General features: G+C 70.7%; 11 protein-coding genes. 4 read left to right on the top strand and 7 right to left on the bottom strand.

Features of this window, described 5'->3' with window-relative positions:
- Nucleotides 1-306 precede the first annotated feature (306 nt).
- Together M3U25_RS20365 and M3U25_RS20360 are read left to right on the top strand one after the other, a co-directional pair.
- Nucleotides 307-2,316: an acetyl/propionyl/methylcrotonyl-CoA carboxylase subunit alpha gene (locus tag M3U25_RS20365; RefSeq protein ID WP_355503761.1), complete on the top strand. Its 2,010-nt coding sequence runs from the start codon at nucleotides 307-309 to the stop codon at nucleotides 2,314-2,316.
- Between the two features lie 77 nt (nucleotides 2,317-2,393).
- Nucleotides 2,394-3,134 (top strand): DUF6065 family protein, encoded by a 741-nt coding sequence (locus M3U25_RS20360; protein ID WP_355503763.1) that lies wholly within the window; start codon nucleotides 2,394-2,396, stop codon nucleotides 3,132-3,134.
- Between the two features lie 7 nt (nucleotides 3,135-3,141).
- Here the strand turns inward: M3U25_RS20360 and M3U25_RS20355 are convergent, their stop codons facing one another.
- Nucleotides 3,142-3,522, bottom strand: coding sequence for a hypothetical protein (locus tag M3U25_RS20355; protein ID WP_355503765.1), 381 nt, complete (start codon nucleotides 3,520-3,522; stop codon nucleotides 3,142-3,144).
- 87 nt (nucleotides 3,523-3,609) lie between these two features.
- Nucleotides 3,610-4,173 (bottom strand): excalibur calcium-binding domain-containing protein, encoded by a 564-nt coding sequence (locus M3U25_RS20350; RefSeq protein ID WP_355503767.1) that lies wholly within the window; start codon nucleotides 4,171-4,173, stop codon nucleotides 3,610-3,612.
- A gap of 748 nt (nucleotides 4,174-4,921) precedes the next feature.
- On the opposite strand from M3U25_RS20350, the gene M3U25_RS20345 reads away from it, so the two are divergent.
- Complete coding sequence (locus M3U25_RS20345) at nucleotides 4,922-6,268, top strand: hypothetical protein (protein WP_355503769.1); 1,347 nt, start codon at nucleotides 4,922-4,924, stop codon at nucleotides 6,266-6,268.
- Between the two features lie 119 nt (nucleotides 6,269-6,387).
- Here the strand turns inward: M3U25_RS20345 and M3U25_RS20340 are convergent, their stop codons facing one another.
- The 5 genes from M3U25_RS20340 to M3U25_RS20320 all read right to left on the bottom strand — a co-directional run bounded on the left by M3U25_RS20340 (nucleotide 6,388) and on the right by M3U25_RS20320 (nucleotide 10,671).
- Nucleotides 6,388-6,768, bottom strand: coding sequence for a VOC family protein (locus M3U25_RS20340; RefSeq protein ID WP_355503771.1), 381 nt, complete (start codon nucleotides 6,766-6,768; stop codon nucleotides 6,388-6,390).
- A gap of 58 nt (nucleotides 6,769-6,826) precedes the next feature.
- Nucleotides 6,827-7,015, bottom strand: coding sequence for a hypothetical protein (locus tag M3U25_RS20335; protein WP_355503773.1), 189 nt, complete (start codon nucleotides 7,013-7,015; stop codon nucleotides 6,827-6,829).
- 131 nt (nucleotides 7,016-7,146) lie between these two features.
- Nucleotides 7,147-7,485, bottom strand: a complete 339-nt coding sequence (locus M3U25_RS20330; RefSeq protein WP_355503775.1) for a hypothetical protein — start codon at nucleotides 7,483-7,485, stop codon at nucleotides 7,147-7,149.
- 64 nt (nucleotides 7,486-7,549) lie between these two features.
- On the bottom strand, nucleotides 7,550-7,960 hold the full coding sequence (locus tag M3U25_RS20325) for a hypothetical protein (RefSeq protein WP_355503777.1): 411 nt from the start codon (nucleotides 7,958-7,960) through the stop codon (nucleotides 7,550-7,552).
- Nucleotides 7,961-7,974: 14 nt separating this feature from the next.
- Complete coding sequence (locus tag M3U25_RS20320; protein ID WP_355503779.1) at nucleotides 7,975-10,671, bottom strand: bifunctional acetate--CoA ligase family protein/GNAT family N-acetyltransferase; 2,697 nt, start codon at nucleotides 10,669-10,671, stop codon at nucleotides 7,975-7,977.
- Between the two features lie 611 nt (nucleotides 10,672-11,282).
- Between M3U25_RS20320 and M3U25_RS20315 the strand changes: the two genes are divergently transcribed.
- Nucleotides 11,283-13,121, top strand: coding sequence for a monovalent cation:proton antiporter-2 (CPA2) family protein (locus M3U25_RS20315; RefSeq protein ID WP_355503781.1), 1,839 nt, complete (start codon nucleotides 11,283-11,285; stop codon nucleotides 13,119-13,121).
- Nucleotides 13,122-13,143 lie beyond the last annotated feature (22 nt).

Genomic DNA, 13,143 nt, shown 5'->3' with positions numbered 1-13,143 from the left:
TCCGCGCTGCGCGCTCCGGGTCCGCGTCCATCGCGGGGATCCGCGGAAGGGGCATCCTGCCCCTGCCGCGGACGGCGTACATCCATGTACGCCGCCCTTCGGGTTTTTCCCCGCGACGGCCGCCGCTACGGAAGGGAACCCGGTAAAGCAAAAGCCTGAGCAAAAGCCAAAGCACAGCAACAGCGAAGGCCACGGCAACGGCAACGGCAACGGCAACGGTGGGAGCCTCGCATGCAGCAGCGTGCGTCTCGCCCATCTTCGCTCAGCAACCGCAGCACCCCTGACCTAATTTCCAGGCATCCGACCATGGCCACCCCCGACCTGCCGACCTTCGACAAGATCCTGATCGCCAATCGCGGCGAGATCGCCTGCCGGGTGATCGCCACCTGCCGCACGCTCGGCATCGCCACCGTGGCCGTGTACTCCGATGCCGATCGCGACGCCCGCCACGTGCGCCTGGCCGACGAGGCCGTGTATATCGGCGCCGCGCCGGCACGCGAGAGCTACCTGCGCGTTGAGCGCATCCTCGACGCCGCGCAACACAGTGGCGCGCAGGCCATCCATCCCGGGTACGGCTTCCTGTCCGAGAACGCCGAATTCGCCGAGGCCTGCGCCGCGCGTGGCCTGGTGTTCATCGGCCCGCCGCCAACGGCGATCCGCGCGATGGGCGACAAGAGCGCGGCCAAGGCGCTGATGCAGGCAGCCGGGGTGCCGCTGACGCCCGGCTACCACGGCGAGCGCCAGGATCCGCAATTCCTGCGCGAACAAGCCGCGGCCATCGGCTATCCGGTGCTGATCAAGGCCAGCGCCGGTGGCGGCGGCAAGGGCATGCGCCGGGTCGATGACGACGCCGACTTCGACGCCGCGCTCGCCGCCTGCCAGCGCGAGGCGCAGGCCGCATTCGGCAACGCGCACGTGCTGGTGGAGAAGTACGTGCTGCGGCCGCGGCACATCGAGATCCAGGTGTTCGGCGACACGCATGGCGAACTGGTCTACCTGTTCGAGCGCGACTGCTCGGTGCAGCGCCGCCACCAGAAGGTGCTGGAGGAAGCGCCCGCCCCTGGCATGGATGAGGCGCGGCGTGCGGCGATGGGCCAGGCCGCGGTGGAGGCGGCGCGCGCGGTCGGCTATGTCGGCGCCGGCACCGTGGAGTTCATCGTCGCGCCCGATGGCGCGTTCTACTTCATGGAAATGAACACCCGCCTGCAGGTGGAGCACCCGGTCACCGAGTGCATCACCGGCACCGACCTGGTGGAGTGGCAGTTGCGCGTGGCGGCCGGGCAGCCGCTGCCGCAGCGCCAGCACGAGCTGGCGATCCGCGGCCATGCGCTGGAAGCGCGGCTGTACGCCGAAGATCCGGCGCGCGGCTTCCTGCCCTCGATCGGCACGCTGCAGCACCTGCGCCTGCCTGCCGCCGATGCGCATACCCGGGTCGATGCCGGTGTCGAACAGGGTGATGTGATCAGCCCGCATTACGATCCGATGATCGCCAAGCTGATCGTCTGGGATGTGACCCGCGAGCGCGCACTGCGGCGCATGCAGGCGGCGCTGGCCGCGTGCCAGGTGGTCGGCGTGTCGACCAATGCCGCGTTCCTGCAGCGCCTGGTCGGCACCGCCGCGTTCGCGCAGGCGGATCTGGACACCGCGCTGATCGAGCGTGAGCACGCCGCGCTGTTCGACACCCCCGCGCCGACCACCGACGCGCTGTGGAGCCTGGCGGCGCTGGCCTGGCAGTTGCACGAGCACGCGCCGGCCGCGCACGCCGACGATCCGCACTCGCCGTGGGACCTGCGCGACGGCTGGCGGCTGGGTGCGCCGGCGCCGCGTGCGCTGACCTTGCAGCAGGGCGACACGCAACGCACGTTGCACCTGGCCGCGCACGCCGGCGGCTGGCGGATCCACGCCGCGCAGGCGCAGGACGCGCTGGAGGCGAGCGGCCAGTTGCGCGACGGGCGCCTGTCCGCGTTCCTCGGCACGCAGCGGGTGCAGGCCGATGCGGTGTTCGCCGGCACGCAGTTGCATCTGTTCGTCGACGGCCACGGCTACCTGTTCGAGCGCCACGACCCGGTCGCCGATGCCGACCAGCCGGCGGTGGAAGGCGGCGGCCTGACCGCGCCGATGCCGGGACGCATCGTCGCCCTGCTGGTCGCGCCCGGCACCCAGGTGACCCGCGGCACGCCGCTGCTGGTGCTGGAGGCGATGAAGATGGAGCACACCCTGCAGGCGCCGGCCGACGGCACCGTGCAGGGCTTTCGCGTGCGCGAAGGCGAGCTGGTCGGCGACGGCGTGGCGTTGCTGGATTTCGAAGCGGCGTGAGCGGCGCGCCTCGCCGCGGTCGCCAAGACCGTGGCGAGGCGTCACACTCGGCGCTGGTCCATCGTCCTGCCTGCGCCATGAAGCTCACTGCCCACGTTCTCGACGGCCACACCCTCGACGTGCGCCCGGCACCGCGCGAGCGGCCGTGGATGGACCGCACCGCCGAGCGCTATGCCTACCGCTGCCTGCCGCTGGACATCGCCAATGCGCACGGCTGGGAACTGCTGTGCCAGACCGCGTTCGAGGCCGAGTGGAACGGCGGCAACGCGCTGGACGACCTGCGCGTGCAGCCGGCGCCAGGCACGCACGCGCCGGCGGTCAGCCACTTCGGCTACGGCGTGCTCACCTTCCACGTGCCGTGCCTGTTCCGCACCGAAGCCGGCGTGGACCTGTACGTCACCGCGCCGGTGAACCGGCCCAAGGACGGCATCGCCGGGCTCACCGGGCTGATCGAGACCGACTGGAGCCCGTATACCTTCACCATGAACTGGCAGTTCACCCGGCCCGGCCGGGTGCGGTTCGAGGCCGGCGAGCCGTTCTGCCATTTCTTCCCGGTGCAGCGGCGGGTGCTGGCCGAGACCGAGCCGCGCTGGCAGCCGCTGTCGCAGACGCCGGAACTGGAGCGCGAACACCAGGCGTGGATACACAGCCGCGGGCAGTTCCTGCACGACCTGGAACAGCCCGACTCCGACGCCACCCGCGCAGGCTGGCAGCGCAGCTACTTCCGCGGGCCGGCGCCGGGGCAGTGCCCTGCCGGTGTGGAGCACAGGGTGAAACTGCGGCTGGCGCCGTTCACTCGCAGCGAGGACGCGGAGTGAACGTGACTCAGCGCGCGTGGCGCTGGCGCACGCGGGTGGACAGGCGGAACACGCCGTAGGCCAGCAGCATGCCCAGCATCCCGGCGACGGCATGCGCCCAGTCGAACACGCGCGGGCCGATACCGCCGACCTGGTCGCCCCACAGGTTGAACAGCACCAGGACGATGGCGGTGAGCCCCAGCCCGGCCAGGAACGCGGCGCGGTTGGCGCCCAGTGCGTAGAACAGGAACGGCAGCCCCAGCCCGACCAGGAAATGCACCGGGAAGAAGTACACCGAACCGTAGGGCCGCAGCAGCGACCAGACGATGGCAGCGAACACCGCGACGAAGGCGAACAGGCCCAGCGACAGCGCGCGGGTCTTGGCGGGGGGAAGGCGTGGCTCGGTCATGCGTCACCTGCAGGCAATCGCTGACCCTAGCCGAGGCCGGATCACGGTCCGGTCAAGATCCTGCGCAGCGCACGCGGCTGCCGGTCCTCAGCGCGCGCGCCGGCACCACTGCCGTTCGCACGGCACGCCGTCGTGGTTGCCGTCCATCTCCACGCCCGGGCAGTGCTGCAGGAAGTACACCGCTTCGGCGCACGAGGTCATCTGCGCGCAATGGGTGCGGCCGTCGCACTGGAACGTGGGCGCCGTCGCGGGCGTGACCGGTGCGGTAGCCGTGCGCGAAGTGGGCGATGGCGCCGCCGCCGGGGTGGCGTGCGGTGCCGACACGAAGCGCAGCGCCGCATAGCCGGCGAGCGCGAGCACCGCCAACAGCATCAGCACGCCGCGCCAGCGGCCGCGACGCGCGCGTGATGGGGCGGCCGCGCGTACCGGCGTGTCCGGTGCGCGACCAGGCCGCATCACCCGCAAGGCCCGCGGCCGTCCCTGCCCGTCGGGCTCCAGGTCGAAGGAGATCAGCTCGCCCACGCGCGGCGGCACGCCGTCTGCCGGGAACGCCGCGCGTTGCACTTCCACTTCGGTCTCGCGATGGGCCAGGCGCACCCGGCCGCAGCCGCGCGCTTCGTCCCACTGAATCAAGGTCCCGTGCGTGCGCATGGCGTCACCGCAAGAAGTGCATCGCCGCAGTGGACGCCGCCGTGCCCGGTGCGTCCCACCGTCCCTACCGCGCCTGCCTGCTCCCGCCAGGCGCAGCCCGACGCGCAGCATGCCATGGCCGCGCTGTCCGCGCCGGCCGGTCGCCACCGCGGCATGCAGGAGGCGGGCTACGTCGGCATGCCGCGTCGTCCGCTCACCGCTGCAGCGCCGGCGCGCGCAACTGTCTACCACCGGCTGCGCGGCGCTCGCTAGAGTCCGAAGCGTCGAGCAACGCCGACGCCCGCACACCGCGCGGCGCTGGCGATCGGCGCGCAACCCGGCATCGCGGCCGCCGCATGGCGCCGCCCCTGCAGCATTCGTCCCCCGATGCTGCCTGCCGGGCTCGCGCGTTTCCCCCACGTTCGACGCAACGGGGTCGTTCAACGCAGTTGCCTTCCACACGGGGTCAGGAGAGCGACATGGACATGTCTTCGGTCCGCTAGGCCGTTTTCGCCGCATCGCCGCTTCCACCGCATCGCGTTCGCGCGGCGGCGGTGGACGCTGCACCTCCCACCGCGTCTCCCGCTTCGTCTGCGCGTGCAGGCGGATGCGGACGCCCGTGCCTGCGGCGTGGCCCTGGCGCGGCGGGAGTCCTTTCATCGCGGTCGCGCAGCAGCGCGGGCGTGCGACCGGTCCGGGGCCCGGGGATGTCCGGACACAGGACGCGGCATCGCCCGCACGCATCGACGCACACGACCGGAGGTCCATCATGCATCCGTCCCACACGCGCACCCTCGCCATCGCCGTCGCGCTGACCCTCGCCAGCGGCGCCGCCTCGGCCGGCCGGTTTCCCGATTTCGGCTACGCGCCGCCGTCCACCTACAAGGGGCCGCTGTTCCAGCTCAGCCAGGACTACCCGCAGCAGCCGCCCAGCGGCCCCTTGCCGGCCTTCTTCCAGAAATTGCCCAAGCCGCTGACCAACAACTTCGAGGTCTGGCGCGGCTATGCCGACGCGGTGAAGGCCTACTGCCTGGAAGGCAACGTCGAAAGCGACTGGTACGTGCAGAACAACAAGGTGCGGCGCTGGTACCACGCGCCCTGGCAGCACTATGGCCCGCTCGGGCGCGAAGGCGTGCATGGGCTGACCAAGGAAGCGCAGATCCAGGTCAAGCAACTGGCCCCGACCCAGCTCACCACCGGGCAGACCTTCGCGGTCGGCATCTACAACGACGTGGGCGCCTACACCTTCGGCCAGGTGTGGAAGGATCCGCAGAACCCGGATCCGAGCTTCACCACCAAGCCCAACACCTTCCGCGACGGCACCGTGGTGTGCAAGGCGCTGTTCGCCGACGTGGATCTGAGCCAGGTGCCGTTCCTGCAGAACCCGGTGCTGTGGAACGCCTGGGTCACCAACAACTTCAAGTCCGCCGATCGCGCGTTCAAGCAGGTGGCGCTGATCCAGATGGACTTCGCCGTACGCGACAGCCGCGTGCCCGGCACCGGCTGGATCTTCGGCACCTTCCAGTACAACGGCGCGGTCAGCGGCAAGCCCGGCTGGCAGAACCTGGTGCCGGTGGGCGTCATGTTTGGCAACGACCCGCAGAACACCGGCGACACCTACACCAACAAGCGACCGACCCAGACCCGGATCAACCCGAACATCCTGCAGTCGGCGATCAACGCCAACGTGAAAGAACTGCCGCCGACCCACCTCGGCTGGAACGGCCGCCTCAACGGACCGGTGGACAACCCGATCAGCTCCTGCATGAGCTGCCACATGACCGCCGAATCGCCGCAGCTCTCGCCGATGAATCCGACCTTCCAGGCGCCGGACAAGGTGCCGCCGGTCGGGTCCAAGGAATGGATGCGCTGGTTCCAGAACGTCCCGGCCGGGCAGCCCTTCGACGCGGCCGCCAAGAGCACCGACTACAGCCTGCAGCTGGCCGGCGGCATCGCCAACTTCTACGACTGGAAGTGCACCCAGGACGGGGTGTTCGTCAGCGGCGGCAACCTGTGCGAGCAGAGCAAGACGTCGCTGAAGCTGATGCGCTCCACCACGCCGCCGCCGACCGTGTACCCGATCGAGCGCGGGGTGAGCAACCAGGAACTGGAGTAACCGTCCCCACGCCTTGCCTGTCGCGCGCCGCTCGACGGCGCCGGCAGGCGCGGCCTGCGCAGAGCGCGGCGAAGGACGCAGGGATGCGTGGCGTCGGACGTGACGGCGCGTGCACTCGCTCAGCCGACCTGCTGCCCCACCCACCAGGTCGTGCCGCCGGCATCGCGAAAGCCGCCGCGCCGGTCCGGATCGTCCTTCTGCATCGGCGCCTGCACCGCCGTGGCACCGGCCGCCAGCGCACGCTGGTAGGTGGCATCCACGTCGCGCACGTAGACGTGCACATGCGCCGGTAGCGCCGGCCAGCCCTCCACCGCATCGCAGAACATCACCACCGTGTCGTCGATGCGCACCTCGCCGTGGGCAAGCAGGCCGCCCTCGCCGGGAATCTGCCGCAGGGGTTCGGCATCGAACACAGCGACCAGGAAATCGAGGGTGCGCTGCGCACCGTCGACGATCAGATACGGCGAGACCGAGGTGTAGCGTTCGGGCTTGAACGACATAAAGGACTCCTGAAGTCGGGTGTGGGAGGCGGCACAGCGCGTGCCGTGCGCAAGCGTCTCATGCGACGGGCAGCCACGGTGTCCTTGGGCAATCGACGACGACACCAGGCTTCGGCTTGCCATCCAACCGGAACGGGCCTTCGACGATCTGACCCGGCGCATGGCAGCCCGCGACGCACAGACACAGCGCCCGCAGGCTCAAGACGAGATTGGCCATGATGCGATAGATCCGCTTTTCGTCCCTCATGCGTGCATCCGTGTGTCGGCACGTGCAACGTGTATGACCGAGCAGATCAATCGAAGCCAGTGCCACCACGCACGTAGGAATGTTGCTGAGTTTTCCAGTTTTTCATGAATCGGTCCGCATGCCGTGGCGGCTCATGCATAGCGCCAGAGCAGATAGATCAAGGCGCATAACAGCGGGACTGCGATCAGGAACGCGATGCTGGCGTAACGGGTGAGCAGACGCAGATCGGCGGTCGCCGTGCGCTGCTCGAACGCTGCCACATCGATCCTGGTTGCCGGTTGGTGCCTTGGATCGTGCAGGACCCGCAGCGCGTCCTCGGCCTGGGCGTTGAAACAGACGAAAAGCGCCCATTGCTCGCCCAACCTTCGCGACTCCTCCTGCACGACGTGCGTGGCGATCCCCTTCTCGCGTAGCAATTGACGCGCGCGCAGCAGCGTATCGCCGTCGTAGTACCGCGCGATGTACTTCATGATCGCCACCGAACCCGTGGGGAGCGGTGCCGATGAGCGCCGGGGCCTGCGCGGCCTGCGCCACTTACATCGCGCACGAACTCACCCGCGCCGCCAGGGTGAAGGGCACCTTGCCCAGGCCGTCGAGGCCCTCGACATCGAACGCATACACGCCCTTGGCCACGAGCGTCAGGTGCCCGTCGCGCGCGAGGTTGAAGGTCAGCATGTCGACGTCGACCGGATGGTGCGCGCCGTCCAGGTTGAGCGCGCCGTCGATGTAGCCGTCGTGCGGGTTGCGCGGGAAATCAAAGCGCTGGCCGGCCAGATCGCCGAGCCGGAGCGACGGCAGCGCGATGCCATCCAGGCGGATCGCGGTATCCACGATCTCGCCGTCACGCAGGAACGGGCGCAGCAGGATCTCCAGCGCGGCATCGCCCGGCCCGCCGGACAGGATCGCGTGGCGCGGCTGCAGGACGCTGGGCGAGAACGTCGACATCGTGGCGGCACCCGTCAGTGTTGCGCCACCGGCAACACCACGTCCATCAGCGTGGCGTCGTCCGGATCCGGCGTGGCCTTGAAACCGAGCTGCTGGCACATCGCCAGCATGGTGCGGTTCTCGCGCAGCACCTGGCCTTCGACCACCTTGAGGCCCAGCCAGCCGGCGTACTCGATCATGATCCGCATCAATTGCCAGCCGATGCCGTGGCCCTTGAGGTCGGAGCGGATCAGGATGCCGTATTCGCCGCGATCGTAGTCGGCATCGGCGTGCAGGCGCACCGCGCCGAGCATGTCGCCGCTGCGCGGTTCGATCGCCACCAGCGCGATCGAGCGTGCGTAGTCGAGCTGGGTCAGGCGCGCGATGAACTCGTGGCTGAAATGCTTGACCGCCTGGAAGAAGCGCAGGCGCAGGTCCTCGTCGGTGACGCGGGCGAAGAAGCTGCGGAACAGCGCGTCGTCCTCCGGTCGCACCGGGCGCACCAACGCGGTGCTGCCGTCGTTGAGCACGATGCGCCGCTCCCACTCCTTGGGATACGGGAAGATCGCGAAACGCGGATGGCCGCGGCCCTTGTGCAGGCGCCGCGACGGCGCCACCGCCACCCGCGCATCGACCGCGACCACGCCGTCGCGGTCGGCCAGCAGCGGGTTGATGTCCAGTTCGCGGATCTCCGGCAGATCGGCAGCCAGTTGCGCCAGCTTGACCAGCACCATCGCCACCGCGCGCTCGTCGGCGGCGGGCACGTCGCGGTAGGCCTTGAGGATGCGGCTGACGCGGGTGCGGCCGATCAGTTCGTGGGCCAGGCGCAGGTCCAGCGGCGGCAGCGCCAGCGCCTTGTCGTCGATCACCTCCACCGCGGTGCCGCCGCGGCCGAACACGATCACCGGGCCGAAGGTCGGATCGTCGGCGATGCCGGCGATCAGTTCGCGCGCCTTCGGCCGCAGCAGCGAGGGCTGCACCAGCACGCCGTCGATGCGCGCATCCGGTCGCGCGGCGCGCGCGCGGGCAAGGATGCCCTCGGCCGCATCGCGTACCGCCTCCACGCTGACCAGGTTGAGGCGTACGCCGTCCACGTCGGACTTGTGCGGGATGTCGGCCGAATGGATCTTCACCGCCACTGCCGAGCCCTGCGCCAGCATCGGCGCGGCCACCTGCGCCGCGGCCTCGGCATCGGCGGCGTGCGCCACCGCCGCGGTGGGAATGCCGTAGGCGGCCAGCAGCCGCGTGGTCGCCAGCGGGTCCAGCCAGGTCTGCCCGGCGGCGAGCGCGGCATCGACGATGCCGCGGGCGGCGGCGGCGTCGAAGGTGAAATCGTCGGGCAGGCTCGGCGGCGTTTCCATCAGCGCCGCCTGCGCCTCGCGGTAGCGCACCAGGTGCATGAAGCCGCGCACCGCGTCGGCCTCGGTGGCGTAGGTGGGGATGCGCGCGGCATTGAGCGTGGCGGTGGCGCTCTCGTCGTTGCCCAGCCATACCGCGAACACCGGCTTGTCGCGGTGGTGGCGCGGGCGCTGGCCGAGGATGCGGGTCAGCGCCTGCGCCGCATCGGCCGAGGACGTGAACGCGGTCGGCACGTTGACCACCAGCACCGCGTCGTTCTCCGGATCGTCCAGCAGCGCGCCGGCGGCCGCGGCATAGCGCTCGCCGTCGGCGTCCACCACGATGTCCACCGGATTACGGTGCGACCACTCCTGCGGCAGCGCCGCGTCCAGCCGCTGCTGGATGGGCGCCGACAGCGCGGCCAGGGTGCCGCCGAGATCGGCCAGGGTATCCACCGCCAGGCGGCCGACGCCGCCGCCGTTGCTGAGGATGGCCAGGCGCCGCCCCGGGAAGGTGCTGAGCCGGCCCAGCGTCTCGGCCGCGGCGAACAGTTCGTCCAGCGCGCGTACCCGCAGCAGGCCGGCACGGGCGAACGCGGCGCCGTACACCGCATCGGAACTGGCCAGCGCCTGCACGTGGGTGTCGGCGTTGGGATCGATGCGCAGCTGCCGGCCCGACTTCACCACCACCACGGGTTTGGCGCGGGCGGCGGCGCGCGCGGCGGACATGAACTTGCGCGCGTCGCGGATGTGTTCGACGTAGAGCAGGATCGCGCGGGTGCGGTAGTCGGTGGCGAAGTAGTCGAGCAGGTCGGCGAAGTCCACGTCCAGCGCGTCGCCCAGCGAGACCACCGCCGAGAAGCCGACCGCGCGCGCCACGCCCCATTCCACCAGCGCCGCGGCGATGGCGCTGGATTCGGAGATCAGCGCCAGGTCGCCCGGCTGCGGACAGTGCGCGGCGATGCTGGCGTTGAGCCGCGCATGCGGGGCGATCACGCCCAGGCAGTGCGGTCCGAGGATGCGCAGGCCCTTGGCGCGCGCGGCGCTCTCCACCCGCGCCGCGGCCGAGCCCGGCCTGCTGCCGAGTCCGGCGGTGAGGATGATCGCCGCGGCCACGCCGCGCCGGGCCGCGATCGACACGATGCGCGGCACCATCCGCGCCGGCGCGGTGATCACCACCAGGTCCGGCACCCAGGGCAGATCGGTGAGGCGGCGCACGGTGGGCACGCCATCGATCTCGCGGTAGCGCGGGCTGACCCAGCCGATCTGGCCAGGAAACCCGGCCGCGCGCAGGCTGCGCACCACCGCGCGACCGGCCGAGCGCTCGCGCGGGCTGCCGCCGACGATGGCGACCGAGGCGGGGCGGAACACGGACTGCAGGTGATAGGTGCTCATGGCGGCGGCAGAGGCGAGCGAATGCGCTAACGGTACACGGCTGGCCGCGGCGCGGGGATGATCCGGGTCATCGATGCGGTGGTGCAGCCGATGCAGCGTCTGCGGCGACAGGGGTCGCTGTCGCGATACCGGCATCCGCGCGTCGGGGCCGAAGCCCCTCCCACAAGGTCTCCGGTCGGTCGCTTGGTGCTCACTGCTCACTTGTGTTGCCAGAGCAGGGGCGGCACCGACCGCAGCGCAGCTTTCTTGTGGGAGCGCTTCAGGTCCATCGAATCACCCGTTTCCGGCGCGCTGTCGCGTAGGAGCGGCTCAGCCGCGACGAGGCTCTACCGGTCAGGCACGGTCGCGGCTGAAGCCGCTCCTACGCGTATGCCTCTCGTCCTTGTTAGAGGCGTCCTTCAGCCGCGACGCGACCACGCCACCCGGCCAGGCAACAGGGCGGACCCGGCGCCCCGCTCCGGGGGGCGATCCCCTCCCCCCCACAGGAAGACACGCAGCGCCGTCTCACACTCGCCCGACCCAAGGATTCGCCATGCAGCGGGCCCCCACCTGCCTGCGCGTCAGCAGACGGTCGCCTTGGCGGCCGCATAATGCGCCGATGGAGACGACTCGTGCATAGCGGCGGCCTGGAACTGGCGCTGGTGCTGCTGCTGGCCGCGGTGATCGCGGTACCGGTGTTCAAGCGGCTGGGCCTGGGCGCGGTGCTGGCCTACCTGGCCGCGGGCGTGGTGCTGGGGCCGGACGGGCTGGGCTTCGTGCAGGACACCGAGCGCATCCTCAACGCCGCCGAGATCGGCGTGGTGATGCTGCTGTTCCTGATCGGCCTGGAATTGTCGCCGGCGCGCTTGAAGGTGATGCGGCATGCGGTGTTCGGCGCGGGCTCGGCGCAGGTGGCGCTGACCGCGCTGCCGCTGGGCGCGCTGGCGCTGTGCATGGGCCTGAACTGGAAGAGCGCGCTGGTGATCGGCCTGGCGCTGGCGCTGTCGTCCACCGCGGTGGGCCTGCAATTGCTGGCGGAGCGCAAGGCGCTCAACAGCGACTACGGCCGGCTCGGCTTCGCCATCCTGCTGTTCCAGGACCTGATCGCGATCCCGCTGCTGGCCGCGGTGCCGCTGCTCGGCGGCGCCAAGAACGACACCCTGACCTGGTCGGAAGTGGGCCAGGCGCTGGGCGCACTGGCGGTGGTGGTGCTGTGCGGACGCTTCGTGCTGCGCCATCTGTTCCGCACGGTGGCGCGCACGCGCATGCCCGAGGTGTTCACCGCCAGCGCGCTGCTGGTGGTGCTGGGCAACGCCTGGTTCCTGCAGAAGGCCGGGCTCAGCCCCAGCCTGGGCGCGTTCCTGGCCGGCGTGCTGCTGGCCGATTCGGAGTTCCGCCACGAACTGGAGGCGCAGATCGAGCCGTTCCAGGGCCTGTTGCTGGGCGTGTTCTTCATCGCCGTGGGCATGGGCATCGACCTGGACCGTATCGTCGCCGAGCCGTGGCTGATCGCCGGCGCCGTGGCCACGCTGCTGCTGGTCAAATTTGCGCTGCTCGCAGGCATCGCCCGCGTGCTGCGCCTGCCCTGGCGCAGTGCGCTGTTGCTGGGCAGCCTGCTGTGGCTGGGCGGCGAGTTCGCCTTCGTGGTGTTCACCGAGGCGCAGCGCGTGCGGCTGCTCGACGATGCCACCCATGGCCGCCTGGTCGCGGTGGTCGGCGTGTCGATGGCGCTGACGCCGCTGCTGCTGCTCGGCATGCAGCGCCTGCTCGGCGGCAACGAGGCCGGCAAGGGCAAGCAGCCGCCAACGCCGGCGGCGCAGTACGACACGGTGGAGACGCAGCGCGCGCAGGTGCTGATCGCCGGCATGGGCCGCTTCGGCCAGATCGTGGCGCGCCTGCTGACCGCGCAGCGCATCCCGTTCGTGGCGCTGGAACACAATCCGGACACGGTGGAGGACCTGCGCCGCTTCGGCAACAAGCTCTATTACGGCGACCCCAGCCGCCCGGACCTGCTGCGCGCGGCCGGCAGCGACGGCATCCGCATCTTCGTGGTGGCGATGGACGACCCGGAGACCAACATCAAGACCACGCGGCTGATCCGCCGGCTCTACCCCACCGCCAAGGTGCTGGCGCGCGCGCGCAACCGCCAGCACGCCTGGCGGTTGATGGACCTGGGCGCCGAACCGTTCCGCGAGGTGTTCGCCTCCAGCCTGGAACTGAGCGAGCAGGTGCTGCTCGGCCTGGGCCTGGACGCGGCCACCGCGCGCGACCGCATCGCCCGCTTCCGCGAGCACGACACGCAACTGCTGCGCGCCCAGCACCTGGTCTACGACGACGACGCGGCGGTGGTGCAGACCGCGCGCGCGGCGCGTGCCGATCTGACCCAGCTGTTCGAGGCCGACGTCAACGATCCAACGGCCGGGCCGGCGGAGACGACGGGTGCGACGGGCGCGGAACAGCAGCGCAGTTGATGCGGCTGGGTTGGATGCTGCG

The organism is Xanthomonas sp. PPL134 (genome assembly GCF_040595915.1).
Taxonomy (GTDB): Bacteria; Pseudomonadota; Gammaproteobacteria; order Xanthomonadales; family Xanthomonadaceae; genus Xanthomonas_A; species Xanthomonas_A indica.
This window is presented reverse-complemented; position numbering and strand designations above follow the sequence as displayed.

What these genes read in the sequence shown, in the direction of transcription:
- M3U25_RS20365 (WP_355503761.1), top strand. Translation starts at nt 307, where the DNA reads ATGGCCACCCCCGACCTGCCGACCTTCGACAAGATCCTGATCGCCAAT.
- M3U25_RS20360 (WP_355503763.1), top strand. Translation starts at nt 2,394, where the DNA reads ATGAAGCTCACTGCCCACGTTCTCGACGGCCACACCCTCGACGTGCGC.
- M3U25_RS20355 (WP_355503765.1), bottom strand. Translation starts at nt 3,522, where the DNA reads ATGACCGAGCCACGCCTTCCCCCCGCCAAGACCCGCGCGCTGTCGCTG.
- M3U25_RS20350 (WP_355503767.1), bottom strand. Translation starts at nt 4,173, where the DNA reads ATGCGCACGCACGGGACCTTGATTCAGTGGGACGAAGCGCGCGGCTGC.
- M3U25_RS20345 (WP_355503769.1), top strand. Translation starts at nt 4,922, where the DNA reads ATGCATCCGTCCCACACGCGCACCCTCGCCATCGCCGTCGCGCTGACC.
- M3U25_RS20340 (WP_355503771.1), bottom strand. Translation starts at nt 6,768, where the DNA reads ATGTCGTTCAAGCCCGAACGCTACACCTCGGTCTCGCCGTATCTGATC.
- M3U25_RS20335 (WP_355503773.1), bottom strand. Translation starts at nt 7,015, where the DNA reads ATGAGGGACGAAAAGCGGATCTATCGCATCATGGCCAATCTCGTCTTG.
- M3U25_RS20330 (WP_355503775.1), bottom strand. Translation starts at nt 7,485, where the DNA reads ATGAAGTACATCGCGCGGTACTACGACGGCGATACGCTGCTGCGCGCG.
- M3U25_RS20325 (WP_355503777.1), bottom strand. Translation starts at nt 7,960, where the DNA reads ATGTCGACGTTCTCGCCCAGCGTCCTGCAGCCGCGCCACGCGATCCTG.
- M3U25_RS20320 (WP_355503779.1), bottom strand. Translation starts at nt 10,671, where the DNA reads ATGAGCACCTATCACCTGCAGTCCGTGTTCCGCCCCGCCTCGGTCGCC.